The sequence below is a fragment of the Microvirga sp. 2TAF3 genome (genome assembly GCF_052114965.1).
GTDB lineage: Bacteria > Pseudomonadota > Alphaproteobacteria > Rhizobiales > Beijerinckiaceae > Microvirga.
Genome location: NZ_JBFRFT010000002.1, coordinates 28382 through 49129, shown reverse-complemented (window position 1 = coordinate 49129; position 20748 = coordinate 28382). Strand labels below are relative to the sequence as shown.

15 protein-coding genes are annotated in these 20748 nt (G+C 62.7%); 5 read left to right on the top strand and 10 right to left on the bottom strand.

The window, feature by feature from the left end:
* Positions 1-83 precede the first annotated feature (83 nt).
* Positions 84-734, top strand: a complete 651-nt coding sequence (locus AB4Y97_RS02625) for a nicotinamidase (protein ID WP_441997451.1) — start codon at positions 84-86, stop codon at positions 732-734.
* A gap of 180 nt (positions 735-914) precedes the next feature.
* Here the strand turns inward: AB4Y97_RS02625 and rimO are convergent, their stop codons facing one another.
* From rimO to AB4Y97_RS02610, 3 genes are all read right to left on the bottom strand, one after another.
* Positions 915-2231: a 30S ribosomal protein S12 methylthiotransferase RimO gene (gene rimO / locus AB4Y97_RS02620; protein WP_441997450.1), complete on the bottom strand. Its 1317-nt coding sequence runs from the start codon at positions 2229-2231 to the stop codon at positions 915-917.
* Between the two features lie 240 nt (positions 2232-2471).
* On the bottom strand, positions 2472-4319 hold the full coding sequence (locus tag AB4Y97_RS02615; RefSeq protein WP_441997748.1) for a PHA/PHB synthase family protein: 1848 nt from the start codon (positions 4317-4319) through the stop codon (positions 2472-2474).
* A gap of 123 nt (positions 4320-4442) precedes the next feature.
* Positions 4443-4892, bottom strand: a complete 450-nt coding sequence (locus AB4Y97_RS02610) for a PAS domain-containing protein (protein ID WP_441997449.1) — start codon at positions 4890-4892, stop codon at positions 4443-4445.
* Between the two features lie 246 nt (positions 4893-5138).
* On the opposite strand from AB4Y97_RS02610, the gene AB4Y97_RS02605 reads away from it, so the two are divergent.
* Complete coding sequence (locus tag AB4Y97_RS02605) at positions 5139-6077, top strand: 1-phosphofructokinase family hexose kinase (RefSeq protein ID WP_441997448.1); 939 nt, start codon at positions 5139-5141, stop codon at positions 6075-6077.
* Here the strand turns inward: AB4Y97_RS02605 and AB4Y97_RS02600 are convergent.
* Together AB4Y97_RS02600 and AB4Y97_RS02595 are read right to left on the bottom strand one after the other, a co-directional pair.
* Positions 6074-7549 carry a glycoside hydrolase family 15 protein gene (locus tag AB4Y97_RS02600; RefSeq protein ID WP_441997447.1) on the bottom strand — a complete coding sequence of 492 codons (1476 nt, stop codon included), beginning with the start codon at positions 7547-7549 and terminating at the stop codon, positions 6074-6076. The two genes, AB4Y97_RS02605 and AB4Y97_RS02600, sit on opposite strands and share 4 nt — an antisense overlap.
* Complete coding sequence (locus tag AB4Y97_RS02595) at positions 7546-8748, bottom strand: glucoamylase family protein (protein ID WP_441997446.1); 1203 nt, start codon at positions 8746-8748, stop codon at positions 7546-7548. Before AB4Y97_RS02595 ends, AB4Y97_RS02600 begins: the two co-directional genes overlap by 4 nt.
* A 192-nt stretch (positions 8749-8940) precedes the next feature.
* On the opposite strand from AB4Y97_RS02595, the gene AB4Y97_RS02590 reads away from it, so the two are divergent.
* Positions 8941-11112 (top strand): glycoside hydrolase family 3 N-terminal domain-containing protein, encoded by a 2172-nt coding sequence (locus AB4Y97_RS02590; protein WP_441997445.1) that lies wholly within the window; start codon positions 8941-8943, stop codon positions 11110-11112.
* Here AB4Y97_RS02590 and AB4Y97_RS02585 read toward each other — a convergent pair.
* Entirely contained in the window at positions 11102-11374 is a 273-nt protein-coding gene (locus AB4Y97_RS02585) for a hypothetical protein (protein ID WP_441997444.1), read from the bottom strand. The genes AB4Y97_RS02590 and AB4Y97_RS02585 overlap by 11 nt on opposite strands.
* A 180-nt stretch (positions 11375-11554) precedes the next feature.
* Here AB4Y97_RS02585 and AB4Y97_RS02580 point away from each other — a divergent pair, with 180 nt between their 5' ends.
* A complete protein-coding gene (locus AB4Y97_RS02580) occupies positions 11555-12586 on the top strand; it encodes a hypothetical protein (protein ID WP_441997443.1) in 1032 nt (343 codons plus the stop codon).
* Between the two features lie 21 nt (positions 12587-12607).
* Here AB4Y97_RS02580 and AB4Y97_RS02575 read toward each other — a convergent pair whose 3' ends face one another.
* A complete protein-coding gene (locus AB4Y97_RS02575; protein ID WP_441997442.1) occupies positions 12608-13996 on the bottom strand; it encodes a nicotinate phosphoribosyltransferase in 1389 nt (462 codons plus the stop codon).
* Positions 13997-14065: 69 nt separating this feature from the next.
* Between AB4Y97_RS02575 and cysQ the strand changes: the two genes are divergently transcribed.
* Entirely contained in the window at positions 14066-14890 is an 825-nt protein-coding gene (cysQ, locus tag AB4Y97_RS02570) for a 3'(2'),5'-bisphosphate nucleotidase CysQ (RefSeq protein ID WP_441997441.1), read from the top strand.
* Here the strand turns inward: cysQ and AB4Y97_RS02565 are convergent.
* The 3 genes from AB4Y97_RS02565 to mgtA form a co-directional block, all read right to left on the bottom strand.
* On the bottom strand, positions 14874-16403 hold the full coding sequence (locus AB4Y97_RS02565; RefSeq protein WP_441997440.1) for an AAA family ATPase: 1530 nt from the start codon (positions 16401-16403) through the stop codon (positions 14874-14876). The two genes, cysQ and AB4Y97_RS02565, sit on opposite strands and share 17 nt — an antisense overlap.
* Before the next feature lie 36 nt (positions 16404-16439).
* Entirely contained in the window at positions 16440-18008 is a 1569-nt protein-coding gene (gene prs / locus AB4Y97_RS02560) for a ribose-phosphate diphosphokinase (protein ID WP_441997439.1), read from the bottom strand.
* 138 nt (positions 18009-18146) lie between these two features.
* Positions 18147-20738 carry a magnesium-translocating P-type ATPase gene (mgtA, locus tag AB4Y97_RS02555; RefSeq protein WP_441997438.1) on the bottom strand — a complete coding sequence of 864 codons (2592 nt, stop codon included), beginning with the start codon at positions 20736-20738 and terminating at the stop codon, positions 18147-18149.
* Between the last annotated feature and the right edge of the window lie 10 nt (positions 20739-20748).

Here is a 20748-nt window from a genome sequence, read left to right as displayed (position 1 = left end):
GCGTTTCGCGAAAGGCAGCCGAGGGATCGGCTGCCTTTTTCTTTTGAGCTTTCTTATGATCCGGCCGATACGGAGCGGACGACATGGCAGAGCAGACGACAATCACGCCGACTGATACCGACGTCTTCATCATCACGGATATTCAATACGACTTCCTGCCCGGAGGCGCGCTCGCCGTGCCGGAGGGCGATGCCGTCATCGCGCCCATCAACAGGCTTGCCCGGATCTTCCGCCATGTCCTGCTGACCCAGGATTGGCATCCGAAGGGCCATGCGTCCTTCGCTTCGACCCACCCCGGCAGGAAGCCCTTCGAGATGATCGACTTGGCCTATGGCCAGCAAGTTCTCTGGCCCGATCATTGTATCCAGGGCACGCCCGGGGCGGAAATCTCACGCGAGCTCGACATTCCGCACGCGCAACTGGTCATCCGGAAAGGCTACAATCCGGAGATCGACAGCTATTCCGGTTTCCTCGAGGCCGACCGGCGCACCTCGACCGGGCTTGCGGGCTATCTGAAGGAGCGTGGCTTCCGCCGCGTCTTCTGCGCGGGGCTCGCCACGGATTTCTGTGTCGCCTGGACGGCGCTCGACGCCAAGGCCGCAGGCTTCGATACCTACCTGATCGAGGATGCCTCCCGCGCCATCGATGCGAATGGATCATTGGCCCGCGCCCGGGCCGACCTGGAAGCCGCCGGCGTCCACATCATCGATAGTAGTCAGATCGTTAGGAAGTAAACCGCTCCGTCATTCCGGGGCGAGCGAAGCGAGAGCCCGACCCGAAGGGCCACGTGAAGCGGGGAAACCCATCAACATAGGCTTATCAGAATAGGGCGCGTCGCCGTCTCGCTCTTTCCTGAACTGTCCGTGTTTATGAGTTCCGGGCCCGCCTGCGGCGTCCCGGAATGACAGGAGGCCTTAAACCGCCACCCCATGCAGGTCGTACTCATCCGAGCGCTCGATCTTGACGCTGACGATATCGCCGACGCGGAGCGGGCGACGCGAGGCGACATAGACCGAACCGTCGATCTCGGGCGCATCGTATTTGGTGCGGCCCTTGGCGACCGTGGAACCCGGCTCATCGATGATGACGGGCAGGCGCTTGCCGACCTTGGCCTTGAGCAGCTTGGCGCTGACATCGCGCTGGGTTTTCATGAACCGGTGCCAGCGCTCATCCTTGGCCTCCGGCGGAACCGGGTCGGCGATCTCGTTGGCGGGGGCGCCCTGCACCGGCTCGTAACGGAAGCAGCCGACCCGGTCGAGCTTGGCTTCCTTCAGCCAGTCGAGAAGAAAATCCACGTCCTCTTCCGTCTCGCCGGGGAAGCCGACGATGAAGGTCGAGCGGATGGCGAGGTCCGGGCAGATCTCGCGCCACTTGCGGATCCGGTCGAGGGTCTTTTCCTGATGGGCCGGGCGGCGCATGGCCTTCAGGACGCCCGGAGAGGCGTGCTGGAAGGGGATGTCGAGATAGGGAAGGATCTTGCCCTCGGCCATGAGCGGGATGACCTCGTCCACATGGGGGTACGGATAGACATAGTGCATGCGGACCCACATCCCGAGTTCGCCGAGCTCCCGGGAGAGGTCGAAGAAACGGGTGCGGACCTCCCGGTCCTGCCACAGGCTCGGCTGGTACTTGATGTCGAGGCCGTAGGCGCTGGTATCCTGCGAAATGACGAGGAGCTCCTTGACGCCGGCCTTGGCGAGCTTCTCTGCCTCGCGCAGCACATCCCCGATGGGACGGCTGACCAGGTCTCCGCGCAGCTTCGGAATGATGCAGAAGGAGCAGCGATTATTGCAGCCTTCCGAAATCTTGAGATAGGCATAATGCCGTGGCGTCAGCTTCACGCCCTGAGGCGGCACGAGATCCACGAACGGGTCGTGCGCGGGCGGAGCGGCCTTGTGGACCGCCGTCACCACCGTCTCGTATTGCTGCGGGCCGGTGATGGCCAGAACATTGGGGAAGCGGTCGCGGATCTGCTCCGGCTCGGCGCCCATGCAGCCGGTGACGATGACCTTGCCGTTCTCGGCCATGGCCTCGCCGATGGCATCGAGCGACTCCGCCTTGGCGCTGTCGAGAAAGCCGCAGGTATTGACGATGACCACGTCGGCCCCGTCATGCTTCTTGGTCAACTCGTAACCTTGAGCGCGCAGCTGAGTGATGATGCGCTCGGAATCGACAAGGGCCTTCGGGCAACCCAGGGATACGAACGAGACTTTGGGCGCGGGAGCATTCATCCGCAAAATTCCATTATATTTGAGCGTGGAAAAGCCTTCGGGGGCGCCTGCCTAAGGCCGGATCGGCACGAAATCATGGCGAAGGAGGCGGGCTTCTCCGAGGCTTCGCCTTAAGGGCCGATCTTATAAGGATTTTTTGTGTCGCGGTTCAAGGGGGCGTCGCGTTCTTTCGGAACGCTTCCCAGTATCCGGAGACTAATATCGGGCCGCCGGGTTGGCCGGAGGCGTCTTGAGGCCTGCTCAGGTTTGAAGCACGTATGTGCCTGGGGCGTCGCACAGGACCGGGTATCCGCGCGCCGGTGCTCCCATGGCGGGTGGGCGGACAGGCTCGCCGGAATGCTCGGCCAGCCATTCCGTCCACTCGGTCCACCATGAACCGGCATGGATGGGCACGATCCTGGTCCAGGTATTGGGATCCACGTAGCGATCCGCCTCTGTCTTCGTCAGGACCTGGAAGTGACCTCCAATCCTGCCGGGATCCGCGACGATGCCGACATTGTGCCCTCCCGCCGCGAGCAGGAAAGTTACATCGGTATCTGTCAGAAGATGGATCTTGAAGGCCGACTGCCAAGGCGCGATGTGATCGCGCTCGGTCCCGACGGCGAAGATCGGCACCCGGATATCGCTGACGGCAATCGGCCTGTCTTCGACCATAAAGCGCCCCTCCGCCAGATCGTTATCGAGGAAGAGCTGCCTCAGATATTGAGAATGCATGCGATAGGGCATGCGGGTCGCATCCGCGTTCCAGGCCATCAGGTCGTTCATGGGCGTGCGCTCGCCCAGCAGGTAATGCCGCACGATCCGCGACCAGATCAGATCGTTCGAGCGGAGAAGCTGGAACGCACCCGCCATCTGCCTGGCGTCGAGATAGCCCTGGCTCCACATCAGATCTTCCAGAAAGCTGACCTGGCTTTCATTGATGAAGAGCGCGAGTTCTCCGGCTTCCCGGAAATCGACCTGTGCCGCGAGCAAGGTAAGGGCCGCCAGACGATCGTCGCCGTCCCGTGCCATCGCGGCGGCTGCGATGGAAAGGAGCGTGCCGCCGAGGCAGTAACCGACGGCATGCACCTTTCGCTCCGGCACGATGGTGCTAGTGGCGTTGAGGGCCGCCATCACGCCGAGCGTCCGGTAATCGTCCATTCCGAGATCCCGATCCTCCCCGGTCGGGTTCCTCCAGGAGACGATGAACACCGTGAAGCCCTGGTCGGTCAGGTAGCGGACGAACGAGTCCTTGGGCGACAGGTCCAGAATGTAGTATTTCATGATCCAGGCCGGCACGATCAGGATCGGCTCCGGCCGGACTTTCTCGGTTGTCGGCGCATACTGGATCAGCTCGATGAGCCGATTGCGGTAAACGACCTTGCCGGGCGTTACGGCGACATCGCGCCCGACCCGGAAGGCCTCCGTGCCGGCTGGGGGCTTGCCACTGACGACCCGTTCCCAATCGTCCAGGAAGTTACGGAATCCCTGTACAAGATTCTGGCCGCCCGTCTTTAGGGTTCGCTCCTGCACGACCGGATTCGTCATAAAGAAATTCGAGGGAGAGGTCGTGTCGAGAATCTGCCGTGAGAGGAACGCGACCACATTCTCGTGCTGCTTCGTAACCCCTTGCACCTCCGTCGTGGCGTTGTGCCACCATTGCTGGTGCAACAGAAAAGCCTGCTGCATGACGTTGTAGGGCCATTGCTGCCATGGGCTTGCGGCAAAGCGTCCATCCTGGGGCAGCGGAACGATGCATTGCTCGCCCAGACCTCCGCCCATGGCGCAACGGGAGGCGAACTGCGCCAAACGTGACCATTTGCGGGCTGCCTTCGTGGCGAGCGCGACCTGCTTGCCGGGTGAGATGGCAAGATGAACGGCCCAGTCCATATAGGCAGCCATGAGGGCGGCCGGGGACAGGCCGCCCGTGAGACGCGCCAAGCCCGCATGGGCGACGTGGTCCAGTGCGTCCCGAATGCGGAGGAGTTCGACATCGTCCGGCCCAGCCGTCGGAACAGGCGTGCTCGTCGCGGGCAGTAAGTCGCTGCTTTCCTTGTGTTTGGAGACGCGCACGACGTGAGGCCCTTGTAAAGGAGCCGGGAGGCTCATGCCCGTTGCCGATGTATCAGAACGCATTTCACTATCCCCGGTTTTCATATAGGCGCTTCGTGAAGGTCCGACAGTTCCGGTGGGGTCGGCATTGCTCAAGATCAAAACGCCGGCGCGAACGCCTCACAAAGGAGTGATGGCGCCTAGTAGCATCATCACATGCCCGTCTCCCCAGGTCGGCAGCAGGATGCGTGCGTATCCCGCCTCTGGGCCAATGAGTTGGGTGCGGTAATATGTCGGCGCGCGTTGCGCGACCGTCGCGCCGCATTGCTCCGTGAAGGATTTCAGGGGAGGGCGCTGCTCCAACTCATCGCTGAATTCCCCGCTCAAAGGTGCGCCATATTGGCTGACGATGCGCGCTCCCACGGCTTCGAAGCGGAAACGCTCCGGGTTCTCGAATGCGGTGATCAGCATCATGTCGTCTGCGATCTCCGAAAGCTTGGTCGGATCGACATCGTCGGAGAAGGGCATGTCGTTCCCGCCCCTTCTCAACGACAGCCAATACGTCTGAACGCTCCCGAGGGCGGGTTCCACCTTGGCCGGGACGGAAAAGGGATTCGCGGCTGGCTTCATGTCCTTCACCTTTTTGCAGAACGGACAGCCAAGAATCCTAGGGCGCTGAGGCCGGATTTCTAATTCGCCTCAGCTTGGAGACCATTCGAGCTCTGACGCTGCGGTGGCGTTTCGCGAGCTGTCGGGCCGATCATCTTGAATGCAACCGTTCCCTTGCCAATAACGTCTCTGCTTCGGAGGCTGCCCCGGAGCGGAAGGGGGCCGGAGCCTCGCCTGATCGTTCGCGCAGCCCTGGAGGGAGCCGGGTTGCCTGAGATCGTCACGCTCACCATGAACCCGGCGCTCGATATCGCGACAAGCGCGGAGGCCGTCATACCGACGGAAAAGATGCGTTGCGGGCTGCCGCGCTACGATCCCGGAGGGGGCGGCATCAACGTCGCCAGGGTCGTGCGGACCCTGGGCGGAGAGGCGCTCGCGGTCTTTCCGGCGGGAGGGCCGGCCGGCCTTGCGCTTGAGAATCTGCTCGAGCGCGACAGCGTTCCCCATCGTCGTATTCCCATCGAGGGAGTGACGCGAGAGAGCTTCACGGTCGATGAGCGCCGCAGCGGGCAGCAATACCGCTTCGTGCTGCCCGGGCCGACGCTTGCCGGGAATGAGCAGCAGGCCTGTCTCGACAGCCTGACCGAACTTGCGGCCAATGCGCGATTCATCGTCGCCAGCGGCAGCCTGCCGCCCGGGATGAAACCCGATTTCTTTCAGGGGGTGGCCGATCTGGCGAACAAGCTCGGGGCGCGCTTCATTCTCGACACGTCGGGCGAGGCCCTGAGGCAGACCCGGCGGGGCGTCTATCTTCTCAAGCCGAGCATACGGGAGCTTCGGGAAAGTGTCGGCCGCGAGCTTCGTCATGAGGCGGAGCAGGTCGAGGCCGCCCGGGAGCTTATCGCGGAAGGCCGGAGCGAGGTGATTGTCGCTTCCCTCGGCGCTCAGGGGGCACTCCTCGTAACGGCCAAGGGATATGAAAGGCTTGCCCCCATCGAGGTCTCGATCCGCAGCGCCGTCGGCGCGGGCGACAGCATGGTTGCGGCGATCACGCTCGGCTTGGTGAGGGGCCTGGATTTGGGACATGCAGTCCGCTTCGGAATGGCCGCCGGCGCCGCAACCCTCATGACGCCGGGAACGGAACTCTGTCGGCGTGCGGATGTGGAAAAACTCTATGCGATTCAGGTTGATCGGAAAGGAACTTAATCCGTTGCGGCAGGCTGGAGAAATGAAGCGGCGCGTTGCCGGGCGTCGTAGGCGGTGATGAAGGCGGCATAGCTCCAGGCGAGATTTTTTGCGGAGGTCTGCCGGCCGGTCGTGTGATCGAATTGTTCAGAGAGCTCACCCGAGGCCGGCGTGTAATCCCGCACCGTCGCCATGAACGCGTCGCCGCGCTCGAGAAAGGCGTTCGCGAGCATCGTGCGGTCTATGCTCGAGGACGGGAGCAGCCCATAAGGCAATGTCGTCCGCCTGCCGAGAACGCGGGTCAGGAATGGCGCATTCTCATCGTTGCATTCGATTCCATGGCCCCGCGCCACAAGGCCCGCGAGCCGATAGTGGAATTCCGCCGTGGCGAACGTCGTCATGTACCAGGCCCCGCCACTGACATAAACGTCGGCCGCATAACGGCCCATCGCCGGAGCGCGACCCTTCCGTGGCGGATTGTTGATGCGGTATTCCGCAGCAAAAAGATCTTCGAGTTTCGCAAGCGTGGCATGCACCCTGGGATCGAGCATGCTGTGCGTGCCGGTCTCGCGGCCGGAATGCAAGACGGCGAGGATGATGGACGCGTCCAGGTCGTTCTGCGGATTGTGACGACGGACACCCAGTCGGCTGAGATAAAAGCGCCGCTCCGGCGACCAATGACTTTCGAGGCTTTCGCCGAGGGCGCGTGCGACAGATCGAAAGTGGTCGGCGCCATCCCGATCATCACGCTCAATCATCCATTCCGCGCCATTCTCAATCGCCGCCATCTGGACGAGACGCGTGTAGTAGTGATGCCCGAGTTCTTCCTCCCAGAGGTCGTAGCATGGTTCGGCCCAGTGCCGTGCGACGAAGGCGAGGTCTCCCAATACCAGATCAGTGGCCTCAGCCGTACCGAATGCGCCGGCGAGCCGGATATAGCGCAGGATGCCGAGTGCCCGCAGGGCCGGGCCGTCGTTCTGAGGCCGCGACCATATGATGATGTCGAGGGTGCCGTCCGGGTTGAACCGCACGTCGCCAAGGGGCGCATCGCCGACCAAGCCCATCAGCTCGTCATCCGAGCGCACATATTTCAGCACATCCGGTGGGACTGCCTGTCGAATGTTTCCCTGCCGCAAGCGAGTAGGGCCATCGAGACGGCGCAGGCCGAGACTGAACGCGACGAAGTCGCCGAAGAACCGGGCGGCGTCACGAAGCCTGCCGTGCATGTGCAGGATTCTCAAGGCTTCCATGACGAGCGAAGAATCCCTGAGCCAATGAAAGAAATAATCCGGCTCGCCTCCGGAGAGATCGGTTGCGGGCGCGGCCACAATCGAGCCGGCCTTGGGCACGATCCTTTGACCAAAGACCTCCCGGTGCATCACGTAACCTGTTGCGGAGAGGCCTTGCAGAATGGCGACCGAGGCGAAGCACATCTCGCTCTCCATCCAGTCGAGGAGCGTTCGGTCGATAATTCCGGCTTGCTTCTCGTTCATGCCAGATGCGGGCTCTCGAAGCCCAGTTTGGCGAGCCCCGAACGGATCTCGGGGCAGCTCATGAAAAGCTTCCACAACAGGCCCGAACGGTAATTCTCGATCATTACCAGGGTCGGCCCCTGATCGACACCGATATAGTCGCGCGAATACCAGTCCTTGCTTTCGCTGAAGGAGGAGGTGAAGCCGCACTCCCCCCATAACCGCTCACGCAGAGGGCCATCGAAATGCTGAAGAGCGAGCATCGAGGCCGCAGGCGTATAGGGAAAACTCGCCAATGCCGCGTTAGGTGCGATGAAGCCGAGATCGTTCTTGGGATGAAGGCCGCGATAACCCTCGTCGGTGTCGTCGCTCGTCAGGCCCCAGCAATCCGGGCCGTAGCCTTTGAAGTGGTGCGGGTTATGGATGCAGTACTCGCGGTTGATCCGGACATGGTGAACATTCTGCCGCCAGTAATTGGCATACCGATCCTTCAACCCGCGCGGGTCGAGGCCGAGAAAGGAATAATGAGCAAAGTAGAGCGGTCCGCCATAATCGGGTCCGAGCGGCAACTCGATGTCATGGTAGGTCCGCTCGTTTCGGAAGTCCTGCCCCTGGACCCAGCCTCCGTGATAGACGCTGGCGTCGATCGCATAATGCGGCGCGGATGCGGCCAGGACATAGGCGATGAGGCACTCGTTCCAGCCCCGGATCTCGAAATCCATGCTCCATCCATGATTGGGACTCCAATGCCAATAGAGCATCTTGAGGCCCCCACGGGTATGCCAGTCCCATTCCGCCTCGCACCACAGACGGTCGATCAGGCGCCGCAACTCGCGCTCGTCGCTATCCTCCCGGTGGAAATATTGTCGGGCACAGAGCAACCCCTGGAAGAGAAAGGCCGTCTCGACGAGATCGCCGCCGTCATCCTTGCGCGCGAAAGGGATCGTCGCGCCGGTACGGCCGTTCATCCAATGAGGAAAGATGCCGTGATAGCACGGGACGTTTTCGAGGAACCGCGTCATCGTCAGAAGCCTCTTCACGGCATCCTGCCGGCGGATCCAACCTCTCTCGACGCCGGTAATGATGGCCATGGCGCCCATGCCGGATGCCCCGGTCGCGACACGATCGTCGGGATCCCGGCCGATGGTGATCCTTTCGCGGGCAAGGCCGCTGACGGGATGGCCGAACTCCCAGAAATAGCGGAGGGTTTGCCTTTGCACGGCACCAAGCCTTCGGGCGTTTTCCCGGTCATGCCGCGACATATCTGGGCAGGCAGAGGCGGTCATGCTGCGCCGTATTCATCGGAGGAGCCGAAACGTTACGATACTATCTGAAGAATTCAACGAAGCGCCGCAGTGTTCCCTCACGATCCTGAGACCCTAATTCTTCAATCCTTGGGCAAGGGAAACGTCATGGCCGAGGATGGGGAAAGGATCGAGGCGCTGCTCGAGGGCATGACCCTCGAGGAGAAGATCGGCCAGCTCACGATGCTCGATGCCGGGCGCCTGATCACCGGCCCGGGACGGCCCGTCGACATGATCGTGGCGGTCCGGGAGGGCAGGGCCGGCAGTCTGCTCAATCTTGTCAACCCTGCGGAAATCCGGGCCGTGCAACGCGTCGCGGTTGAGGAGAGCCGCCTGCGGCTCCCGCTTCTCATCGGCCTCGATATCCTTCACGGCCATCGCACGCTTTTTCCGCTCCCGCTTGCGGAGGTGGCGGCGTTCGACCCGGACCTTTGGCGACGGACAGCCCGGGCCGCCGCAGGGGAGGCGGCCGCCGACGGGATCAACCTGACCTTCGCGCCCATGCTCGACATTGCCCGCGACCCGCGCTGGGGCCGCATCGCGGAAGGCCCGGGCGAGGATGTCCTGGTCGCCCGGCGCTTTGCCGAGGCGAAGGTGAAGGGTTTCCAGGGAGACGATATTGCCGCGCCGGGTTCGCTCGCCGCCACGGCCAAGCATCTCGTCGCGTACGGAGCGGCGACGGCAGGGCGCGACTATGCTCCCGTCGATATCTCGGAACGTCTGTTGCACGAAGTCTACCTGCCCCCCTTCCATGCGGCGATCCAGGCGGGCGTGGCAGTCATCATGCCTGCCTTCACGGATCTCGCAGGCATTCCGATGTCGGCGAATGTCGCCGTGCTGCGCGATCTCGTGCGGAAACAATGGGGCTTCGACGGGGTGATCGTGAGCGATTACGACGCGATCCCGGAACTCATCAAACACGGCGTCGCGGAAGACCTTGCCGCCGCCGCCGCCCTGGCCCTGCGTGCGGGCATCGACATCGACATGATGGGCGGCGCTTATGAACACGGCTTGCCGATAGCGCTGAAGCGCGGCTCATCGCGCATCGAGGATGTGGATGCGGCCGTGCGGCGCGTTCTCACCCTCAAGGCGAGGCTCGGCCTCTTTCATGCCCCCGACAAAAGCGACGGGCTGCAAGCATCGGATCCGCGTCGGCACGAAACGAACAGATCCTTGGCGAGAGATGCAGCGAGACGTTCGATCGTGCTGCTGAAGAACGAGCGGCCGCTTCTCCCGCTCGATCCAGGCGTGAAGCGGATCGCTCTTATCGGTCCGCTGATCGATGCCCGCGCCGATATGCTGGGACCGTGGGGGGCACTTGGGAAACCTGAGCACGCGGTCACCATTCACGACGGATTGAAGAAAGCGCTTCGGGCTGCGGAGATCGTCGCGGTCGAGGCCATAGACGTCCAGGGCCGGGATCGTGAGGGCATCCGTGCCGCAGTGGAAACCGCCGCGACAGCGGACGTCATCGTGCTCTGCCTCGGTGAGGACAGATCCATGAGCGGCGAAGCGGCGTCGCGCGCCCATATCGATCTGCCGGGACGCCAGCAGGATCTCGCCGTAGCGATCCTTGCCCTGCGCAAGCCGGTGATCGCGGTGATCATGAGCGGGCGTCCGCTGGTCATCGAGCGATTGGTGGAGCGCGCGGATGCCGTTCTCGCCGCAGGTTTCCTCGGTCATGAGGCAGGGCACGCCTTAGCCGACGTAATCACGGGACGTTGGAATCCATGCGGCAAGCTCCCCGTATCCTGGCCACGAGCAGCCGGCCAGATCCCGATCTTCTACGCCCAGCGGCCGACCGGGCGCCCGCGCGATCCCGAGGACTATTTCACGAGCAAGTATCTCGACATCCCGAACGAGCCCTTGTTCCGGTTCGGGGACGGTCTGTCCTATACGACATTCGCGATCACCGGACTTCGCGCCCAGGCAACGAAGCTGGGCCCCACGGACGAGATCGTGGTCGATGTGGAGGTGAGCAACGAAGGGCCTCGGGACGGCGAGGAAACGATCTTCCTGTTCATCCACGATCCGGTTGCGTCGGTATCGCAACCGCTTCTGGAACTGAAGGATTTCTCCAGGATCGCACTCGCGGCGGGAGAACGCGGAACGATGCGGCTGCGCGTTGCGGTGAAGGATCTGAAGCATCTCGATGCCGATCTGCGCCCGGTTCTCGAAGCAGGTTTCATCGAAGTGCTCGTCGGCACGAGTGCAGACAGGGCGCGACTGCATCGGCTTACGGTCGAGATCAACCTTGAGGCTCCCGCGCCTAGGCCATAGGAACCGCGTCATCCCACCCGATGAGACCGCTGACCCAGACAGACACTTCCTGAAGTGTGGCGAAACCGTCGGCTGGAGGTACGGAGCAGGGGCCGAACCCGACCCGGACAAGCCACCGGCCCGAATAATCCCCCTGCAAGTCGCGATCCTCCGCTTGGACGAGGATCGCCATCAGACGGTCGCCCGCGAAGACGAGCCGGCCGCTCTTCCCACCGTCGCGGGTGGCCAAGAACACAGGCTTGAAACTCACGACGGAGTTCACGGACCATCTCCAGCATCGACCGAACCTATGCGAAGCTGACCAAGCGCGACGTGAGACGCTTTGATATTTCGCAACGACGCCGCCAAGGAAGGTTCGCTGATTAGGCGGAAAGCATCACGCCATTCCGATGATCGCGCCTTCGTGCCGCCGTTGGAGTGCCGATCCATTGGATGTGGACCGATGGCTTTTGCCTCTTGCCCGTTTCCGGACAGCATCGCGATAGACGAGAAGGTGCAGTTCCTGCGCAGGCCGGCCGCCTACCCGCATCGTCCGCGCGAAGTTCTGGTCAAGGAGACCCACATGTCATGGGTTTTCCTCGTGGGCGAGCAGGTCTTCAAGCTGAAGAAGCCCGTCCGCTCTCCACAGCTGGATTTCTCAACGCTTGCAGCCCGCGAAGCGAACAGCCAGGAGGAGGTGCGTCTCAATGCCCGGCTTGCCCCGAATACCTATCATGGCGTGGTGGCCCTGAAGCGCACGCCCGAGGGCCACCTCACGCTCGATGGCGAAGGCGAGATCGTGGACTGGCTCGTTTCGATGCGCCGGCTGCCCGATAGCCGCATGCTCGACCGCATGCTCACGCGGGGGCTCGTGACCGATAGGGATCTCGACCGGCTGGCGGATGTCCTGGCGTCCTTCTACGCACATGCCGAGCGGGCCGCGATCACCCCTGACACTTATGCCGACCGCTTCGTCAGGGAGCAGGCCACGAACCGGGCGGTGCTGACCTGCCGCGCCTTCGCGGTCGACCATGGATGTGTTCCGGTGATCCTGGACCGGCTCGAGCACGCTCTCGCCGAGGACCGTGCTCTCCTGGAAGAGCGGGTGCGGTTCGGTCAGGTCGTCGATGGACATGGCGATCTCAAGCCCGAACATATCTGCCTGACCGATCCGATCGCGATCTTCGATTGCCTGGAATTCAATCGGGAACTGAGACAGGCCGATCCCTTCGACGAACTCGCCTTCCTCGGCATGGAATGCGCGCTTCTGGGGCATTCCTGGATCGGTCCGGCTCTGATGGACCTGGTTGGCGGTCGGCTCGGGGTTCGCCCTCCGGACCGCCTCGTCAGGCTCTACGTGGCGTTTCGTGCGGTGTTGCGGGCGCGACTCACGCTCGCCCATCTGCTCGACCCGATCCCGCGGGAGCCCGCGAAATGGGAACCGCTCGCAGCCCGCTACCTGCGGCTTGCCGAAGACGCCCTGGCAGAGGAATAGACGTGCTTTGGGGATTTCCGCTTATCCCTCCAGGTCTCCGGCCATACCGGCCGCGATGTCGGCGCGTGTTTCACGCTCATAGGCATCGAGAGCCGGACTGACAGTGACCTCGTAAGGAGCAGCCGGAGCGAGATTCCGCAACCTCTCGGGCAATCGTCTTGCGGCATCTATGGCATAGGTCCGGATGACGGGAAGTGACGCGGTGCGCTCCTCGATCCGCTGGCCTCTGGCCATCACCGGCGTGAGGAGCGGCATTCCCGGCAACGCTTCGTACCATCGGGCAATCGTGTCGCGGATCGCCGTCCCATCCCGATATTCCCGGAACACCTGCTTCCGGCCGGGCAGGGTGCGCTTGCCGGTCGAGAATTTCATCCGGCCCGTTCCGGCATATTCCGTGAGCTTGTAGGCGATATCGAGGGCAGGCGCGTCCGCGGCCACGCTCATCTGCGTGCCGACGCCGAAGGCATCGATAGGCGCAGCGGCCGCGACGAGCCGTTGAATTTCGTTCTCGTCGAGCCCACCGCTCGCAAAAATCTTCACGTGGGACAAACCGGCGTCGTCGAGAATGCTGCGCGCTCCTTTGGCGAGGCCCAGAAGGTCGCCCGAGTCGAGCCGGATAGCTTGCACGCGAAACGAAGATCCAAGCGAGCGTGCGAACGCGGCGACCTTCCTTACACCATCGAGCGTGTCATAGGTATCGACCAGCAGGGTCGTCTCCGGGAAAACCTCCGCAAAGATACGGAAGGCCTCCATTTCGCGCGGAAAAGCTTCGATAAAGCTATGGGCCATCGTTCCGGCGACCGGAATTCCATAAATCCTTCCGGCAAGGACATTGGAGGTTGCCGAAATCCCGGCCACGTAGAAGGCTCGCGCTCCCTTGATGGCCGCATCGATCCCTTGCGCCCGCCGTCCGCCGAAATCCACGATAGGCCGGCCCTGAGCGGCATGGACCATACGGGCGGCCTTGGAGGCCAGAATGGTCTGAAGTCCGATCTGGTTGAGAACCAGGGTTTCGATCAGTTGCGCTTCCGCGATGGGAGCGATCACTTCGAGGATCGGCTCATTGGCGAAGATGGGTGTCCCCTCCGGGACGGCGTGAATATCGCCGGTGAAACGGAATGCCTTCAGCCACTGGAGGAAGGGTTCAGGAAACATGTCCAGCGAGGACAGGTAGGCGATGTCATCATTCGTAAAGCGCTGGGCTTCCATGGCGTCGAGGAGGTCTCCCAGGCCACATGCCACGAGGTAGTTGCGGTTCGGGGGCAATTTTCGCACGAACAGACTGAAGACGGCCTGCTCGGCCATGCCGCGTTCGAAATACGCCCGCAGCATGGTGAGTTCGTACAGGTCGGTGAACAGGGCATTGCCGCGCGTGTTCAGACGCTCCATCACGGAATGATGGCTCATCATACCGGATCCTGTCAGACGGCCTTGATTTTCCGCAACGTGTCCGCTTGCCCGCATGCTAATCGATTGCGCGTGTCCTTCGATGTCACTGCCTTGCTTCTCGCGCAGATCGCCGTTGCGGCCGGAGAGCCGATCATGGAGATCTATCGGCGCGGGTTCTCCACGGCGTGGAAGGCGGATGCTTCACCTGTTACGGAAGCGGACCTCGCATCCGAACGCTTGATCATGCAGCGGCTTGCTGCGCTGTTTCCCGGAATCCCCGTCATTGCCGAGGAGTGCATGGCGACCGGTCCTGCGCCGGTCATCGGCCCCCAATTCATCCTTGTCGATCCCCTCGACGGCACACTGGAATTCATGACCCATGGCAGCGAGTTCACGGTCAACCTGGCCCTTGTCCTGAACGGGCGTACCGTCGCGGGCGCGATTTATGCTCCTCTGCAGGAGCGGTTGTGGTTTTCCGACAAGGAGAGCCACACCGTCAAGGTTGCTCCGGGAGCATCCCTTGCAGCCATAGCCAAGGCTCGCCGGATCACTGCGCGAATACCGCCTCCCTCCGGCCTCGTCGCGCTCATCAGCCGCTCTCATCTCGACCCGGCCACGGAAAACTATCTCAGCCGCCTGCCGATCACCGAATGCCGCGCGATGGGTTCATCCTTGAAATTCTGCCTCATTGCGCAGGGCGAGGCGGATATCTACCCGCGCCTGAACCCGACCTGCGAATGGGATACGGCTGCCGGGCACGCCATTCTGGCGGCCGCAGGCGGACACGTTATCGCCCCTGACGGCCAGCCGTTGCGCTATGGGAACAGGGCAGGCGGTTTTCGCCAGCAAGGCTTTATCGCCTGCGGCCGTATCCGGATCGAGAGCCTTGGGTTACACGTCAGGACGGGATGCTGAGTGAGGCAAGGATCGTCCGCCGGGTTTCTGCCGGATCGCCCGATGCATCGATGCGCTGCCAGACGATCTCACCGATGTCACGCCGAAGCTGGGCGGCCAGCACTTCGGCGGTTGCGTCCGACGGATTGCTTCGTCGCGCCTCCATGCGCAAGAGGAGCGTCTCCGTCGGCGCTTCAAGCCAGATTCCGTGAAACGGGATGCCGGCCGCCGCCACCACGTTCTGGATGGCTCGGCGTTCGTCAGGACGATCGAAGACTGCATCGATCACGACGCCGCTTCCCATCGTGAGAACCTCCGCGGCCTCGCGCCGCAAGGTCTCGTAGACCATTTCCGAAATTTCCGGCCGATAGGCCGATTCCGGCAGGCGCTCCTCCGCGCGAACGCCATGCACACGCTTGCGGATGCGATCGCTGTTGAGGGTCCGCGCCCCGGGTGCCGGGCCGATATGCGGTGCGACGAGGGACGCGACCGTCGACTTGCCCGATCCGCTGAAGCCACCGACGGCAAGGAGAAGCGGATCCACATGACTGAGCAGGGAGGTTGCGAGGCCGAAATACGCCCGCGCTTCGGTCAGGAGAACTCCTGCTGCGTCCCCCGCTGCATCGAGGGCCTGCGTCGCCGTAACATGTGCCCGGACAGCGGCACGGATCGCCATGAAAAAAGGCAGGAGCGGCAATCCGTCCATCTCCTCGCATTCGTCGAGGTAGCGGTTGAAGACGATATTGGCGAGTTCGCGTTGATCCCGGTGCCACAGGTCCATCAGCAGAAAGGCCAAATCGTAGAGAACATCGATGGTCGCTAGGTCCTCATTGAACTCAAGGCAATCGAACAGGGTGGGCAAGCTGTCGATCAGACAGATATTACGGAGGATCAGGTCTCCATGGCACCGCCGGACCTTGCCCGCCCTGCGCCGCGCTTCGAGCCGATCCGAATGTCGGATGAGGGCTTGCCGGAACGAAGCCGCGAATGACCGTGCCTCTTCGGCGGTGACCAGCGATATGCCTCGAAGCGCCCGATCGTTGATATCGAGCACAGCGGAAATTCCTGCGACGCCTCCATGCGTGAAACTGATGGCGGCACTTTTGTGAAATTTCGCAATCTGCCGGGCAAGGTCCGTCATGAGTTGCGGTGTCAAGGCTCCCTTCTGAGCCATGGTATCGAACAGGTTTTCCTGGCTGAACCGGCGCATTTCGACGACGGCGTCGACAAGGGTTCCCGCGCCATCGAAGGCGAGACGCCCATCGGCTTCGCGCGTGATGGTGCGAACGGCGAGGTAGAGCTGAGGCGCCGTTCGCCGGTTGAGTTCGAGCTCGGCCCGACAGCAGGCGAGGCGTCTTTCCGGAGACGAGAAGTTGAGATACGGGTAGCGTACCGCGCGCTTGAGCTTGAGCGCTCGATCCCTCGCTAGAAAAATGAGCGAGGCATGGGTCGAGACGAGTTCGACCTCCGATCCGTCAGCTGGCGAAACTTTCTTGAGGAAGCGGATCGTCTCGCTCTGATCGCCGACGAGCATGGAACAAGCCTTCCAAGACAAAGGGAAGCAGATCGCTCAGTGCGGGCCTCGATGGGACTCTGCCGTGTCAATCGTAAGCAGTTCGGTAATCGAACCACCATCATGGCAGCGCTCGATAGCCTCGGCGAATATCTCGGCGGCATCGATCACGACCAACCGATTCCGCACAATTGCCGGGTCGATCTGCATCGGCGGGATCGTGTCCGTCACGACGACCTCGTCGATCGCAGGCTCGCGCCAGAGCGCTTCCGCGCCGCCTGTGAACAGGCCATGGGTAGCGGCGACATAAATACGTTTCGCACCATGGGCCCTGCAGGCGGTTGCGACCCGCGCCATTGTCGTACCGGTGCTGATCAAATCGTCGATGACGATCACGATACGCCCGTCCACTTCGCCGGCGAATATCTCACCGGTGACCTGTCCCATGCTGCGATGCTTGTCGATGAATCCCTTTGAGACAGGACGTCCAAGCATCTTCTCCAGTCTTTCCCGGAAGGCTTCCGCCCGTTTCGCCCCCCCTAAATCCGGGGATATGACGGCAACGAGCTCACCCCCGATCTTGGGGAGGAAATACGAGGCGAAAAGCCCGTTCGCGTCGAGATGCTCGGTGTCGCACCTGAATGCGTTCTGGTAGGCGGCCACGTTGTGCGCCTCCATGGTGATCACCCGATCAGTGCCGACAGCCTCGAAAAGCTCGGCGACGTAACGGGTCGTGACGGGGTCCCGAGCCTTTGTCTGGCGATCCTTGCGGCCATAGCAGAGATACGGCACGACAGCCGTGACATGAGCTGCCGCTGCATCCTTCAACGCTCCGATGAAGAAAAGGAGGCGGCAGAGCTTGTCGTTCGGGCTCTGCATCCTGTCGCCATGGAGGCTGTGGATCACGTAGACATCGCAGCCCCGGACAGAGACCAGTGGCCTTGTCTTGTGCTCGCCATCCTCGAAATCGCGTTCCTCCAAACTTGCGAGAGGAAGATCCAAGTAGCGTCCCACGCGCTCGCCGAAAGCGCGGCTCGCCCCGAGGGCGAACACGACCGGACCGAAGGCTTCTCGTCGACTCGGATGGGGGTGTTCCAGATGGAGGCGTTGCAGATAGCGGGATTCGCCCACCGGCCGGATTGCAACGCCGCCGAGAATGGCATCGACATTGCTCCCCTGATCAGACAGGGGAGCCGCAACGATCTCGACGCGCGCGACATCCAGACCATGCTCGGTGAGCGTGAACTCGGCCACCACCGGCTCGCCAGTCCGGCGCACGGTCTCGAACAACCGCCGCAGGCGTACGGCATTTCGCGGGTGAGGGGCATCCATCAGGCCAGAACCGGGCTCACAGGAGCCGAGCAAAGGCTCAAGAGCCTTCCCGCCCGACATCAGAGAGTAGTCGCGCCCCTTGTCGCCAACCCTGTAAGTAAACGCCACGGGGCCTTCCTGCTCCTCGATCGGGGCAAAGTCGATATCCTCCGGACGGGGAGCGATAGCACTCCCGCGCCTGTTCGCCCAATGTGAGAGGAGAAGGGTCAATGCCTGTCGCTTCGGCTGCAACGCGAAATCGAGCCGCTCGAAGAGCCGTTTCAGGGGAGGGGGGACTTCCGCCAGCATGGTCATCGCGACTCTCCACGACTTCATCTCCAATGAGGAGATCTTCGTCTCCCTTGAAGGCACAACCATGATTTCTATCAAAAGGATGATCGCGCTTCGGGAGCGGTTGCCGCTCTGCCGGCGAGGCCTGGAACGCCGCACCGCCTACGGCAAGGCGGAACGCTTGCGGATAGCGTAAGGTTTCACGATATCGGCGGTGCCCAGATAGGCGATCACCAGCCCAAAGATTCCCACTCCGATACCGAGCGTCAACGGCACGAAGGCGAGCACCGAGCCGAGCGGCGTCAGCCCAAGGATCAGGGCTGCCCCCAAGGCCGTGAGCGAGGTGGCCAGAAGCACCGGATCGACACGGCTCGCCCATGCCGGCTTGATCGTACGGATGATGAAGATCACCAGGATCTGCGTGGCGATGGACTCGATGAACCAGGCTGTCCGGAAAGCCTCGACGCCGGCATCGAACCAGAGACGCAGCATGGCGAAGGTCGCGAGGTCGAACACCGAGGAGAGCGGGCCCATGACAAGCGTGAACCGCAAGACCTCGCGCATGTTCCACGAATGAGGCGCCGCAACTTCTTCAGCATCGACGTTGTCGAAGGGAATACCCGTCTCGGAGAGATCGTAGAGCAGGTTATTGGCCAAAACCTGCACCGGCGTCAGCGGCAGGAACGGCAGAAAGAGGGAAGCCGCGGCCATGGACAGCATGTTGCCGAAATTGGAGCTTGTCCCCATACGCACGTATTTGATGATGTTGGCATAAGTGCGCCGTCCTTCCGCGACACCGTCGTGCAGGACCCTGAGATCGTGCTCCAGGAGGATCATGTCTGCCGCCTCGCGGGCGACATCCGTCGCTCCGTCCACCGAGAGGCCGACATCGGCGGCGCGGATCGCCGGCGCGTCGTTGATGCCGTCCCCCAGGAAGCCGACGATGTGCCCGCGCGCCTGCACCGCCCGTACGATCCGGGTCTTCTGGTCCGGCGAGATGCGCGCGAAAAGATCGACATTGTCCACCCGCGCCACGAGCGCCGTATCCGGGAGCGCACCGATCTGCGCCCCTGTGAGAAGGCCCTTGGCCGGCAGCCGAAGAACCTCGACAAGGTGGCGTACCACCGCCTCGGCGTCCCCAGAAATGATCTTGATCCGAACTCCGGCAGCGCCGAGTTTGGCGATGGCGTCCGTTGCCGAGGCTTTGGGCGGATCGAGAAACACGCAATATCCGACGAAGACGAGATCGCTTTCATCGTCAGGCTGAAGAATGGCACGATCGGACGGAATCCGCTTCCAGGCAACCCCGAGAAGCCGGAAACCTTCGGCCGCGCGCGATGCGTGCAAGGCATCGAGGTTCTGGCGGAGCGCGGCATCCATCGACCGCACGGTGCCGTCATTCATTTCGACTTCGACGCATTGAGCCAGGATTTCCTCGGGTGCGCCTTTCACGATCGCCATCCGCTTGCCGTCGCGCTCCGCCAGAACACAAACCCGGCGGCGCTCGAAGTCGAACGGCACCTCGGCGAGCTTCGTCCAGCCGGTCAGCGGATGCTCCGCCGTATGGGCGAGGATGGCGTCGTCGAGTGGGCTTCGCACGCCGGTCTCGAAACGGCTGTTCACGGCGGCAAGCTCGATCACACGCTCGCAATCCGTCCCGTCCGGTCCAGGATGTGCGACGACGGTAATGCGGGCCTCGGTCAGCGTTCCCGTCTTGTCGGTGCACAGGATGTCCATGGCTCCCAGGTCATGGATGGCCGAAAGCCGCTTCACCACGACCTTGCGCTGAGCCATGCGCACCGCGCCGCGTGAGAGCGTCACCGTCATGATCATGGGCAGGAGTTCCGGCGTGAGACCGACCGCCAGCGCCACGGCGAACAGGAAGGATTCCATGGCCGGCCGGCCATAGGCAAGCTGCGTCAGGAGGACGAAGAGGACGAGAAAGCTCGTCAGCCGCACGATGAGGATGCCGAACCGGTGGATTCCCCGCTCGAAAGCGCTCGGCGGTTCGTTGGACTGGAGCGCCGCCGCGATACCGCCGAAACGGGTTGTCGCTCCGGTCGCCACCACCAGCATGGTCGCCTCGCCACTGACGACCGAAGTGCCTCCGAACAGACCGTTGAAGGCATCGGCCGGAGTCTCGCCGGCGCAGGGTCCGGGCCGTTTCTCGACCGGGTAGGGCTCGCCGGTCAGCAGGGCCTCGTTCACATGGGCGCCCTGGCTTGCGAGAACGACTCCATCCGCAGGCACGAGATCGCCCGCCTTGAGTTCCACGAGATCGCCCGGAACGAGCGCTTCAACCGGCTCCGACACCACCTTGCCGTCCCGGTAGACATCCGCCCTGATCGCCACGGAGCGTTTCAAGGCGTCCGCGGCGGCCTCTGCCCGATGTTCCTGGAAGACATCGAGGAACAGGGAGAGTGCGACGATGACAAGAATAATGAAGAAGCTCGGCCAGTCGCCGGTCAGGCCCGATACAGCCGCAGCGGCGAGCAGGATGGCGACGAGCGGTTCGACGAGGCGCCGGCCGATCTTGGCGAGCACGTTCCGGCGCTGCGGCCCGACCGTGAGATTCGGACCGTAGCCCTGGAGACGGCGTCCTGCTTCATCGGAACTCAAGCCTGCTTTGGGTGTATCGAGGCGCGCAAGCAGATCTTTGTTCGCAAGCTTCCAAAAGTCGCTTCCACCGATTGCCTCTGCAAGGGGCGGATGAGCGGCGTGTCTGCTGAACCAGTCGCCGGCAGGAGACCACATGCGCTTCCTC

Excerpts from the sequence above, each read along its gene's own strand:
- AB4Y97_RS02625 (WP_441997451.1), top strand. The coding sequence starts at position 84 with ATGGCAGAGCAGACGACAATCACGCCGACTGATACCGACGTCTTCATC.
- rimO (WP_441997450.1), bottom strand. The coding sequence starts at position 2,231 with ATGAATGCTCCCGCGCCCAAAGTCTCGTTCGTATCCCTGGGTTGCCCG.
- AB4Y97_RS02615 (WP_441997748.1), bottom strand. The coding sequence starts at position 4,319 with ATGAGCCTCCCGGCTCCTTTACAAGGGCCTCACGTCGTGCGCGTCTCC.
- AB4Y97_RS02610 (WP_441997449.1), bottom strand. The coding sequence starts at position 4,892 with ATGAAGCCAGCCGCGAATCCCTTTTCCGTCCCGGCCAAGGTGGAACCC.
- AB4Y97_RS02600 (WP_441997447.1), bottom strand. The coding sequence starts at position 7,549 with ATGAACGAGAAGCAAGCCGGAATTATCGACCGAACGCTCCTCGACTGG.
- AB4Y97_RS02590 (WP_441997445.1), top strand. The coding sequence starts at position 8,941 with ATGGCCGAGGATGGGGAAAGGATCGAGGCGCTGCTCGAGGGCATGACC.
- AB4Y97_RS02580 (WP_441997443.1), top strand. The coding sequence starts at position 11,555 with ATGGCTTTTGCCTCTTGCCCGTTTCCGGACAGCATCGCGATAGACGAG.
- AB4Y97_RS02575 (WP_441997442.1), bottom strand. The coding sequence starts at position 13,996 with ATGATGAGCCATCATTCCGTGATGGAGCGTCTGAACACGCGCGGCAAT.
- AB4Y97_RS02565 (WP_441997440.1), bottom strand. The coding sequence starts at position 16,403 with ATGCTCGTCGGCGATCAGAGCGAGACGATCCGCTTCCTCAAGAAAGTT.
- prs (WP_441997439.1), bottom strand. The coding sequence starts at position 18,008 with ATGACCATGCTGGCGGAAGTCCCCCCTCCCCTGAAACGGCTCTTCGAG.
- mgtA (WP_441997438.1), bottom strand. The coding sequence starts at position 20,738 with ATGTGGTCTCCTGCCGGCGACTGGTTCAGCAGACACGCCGCTCATCCG.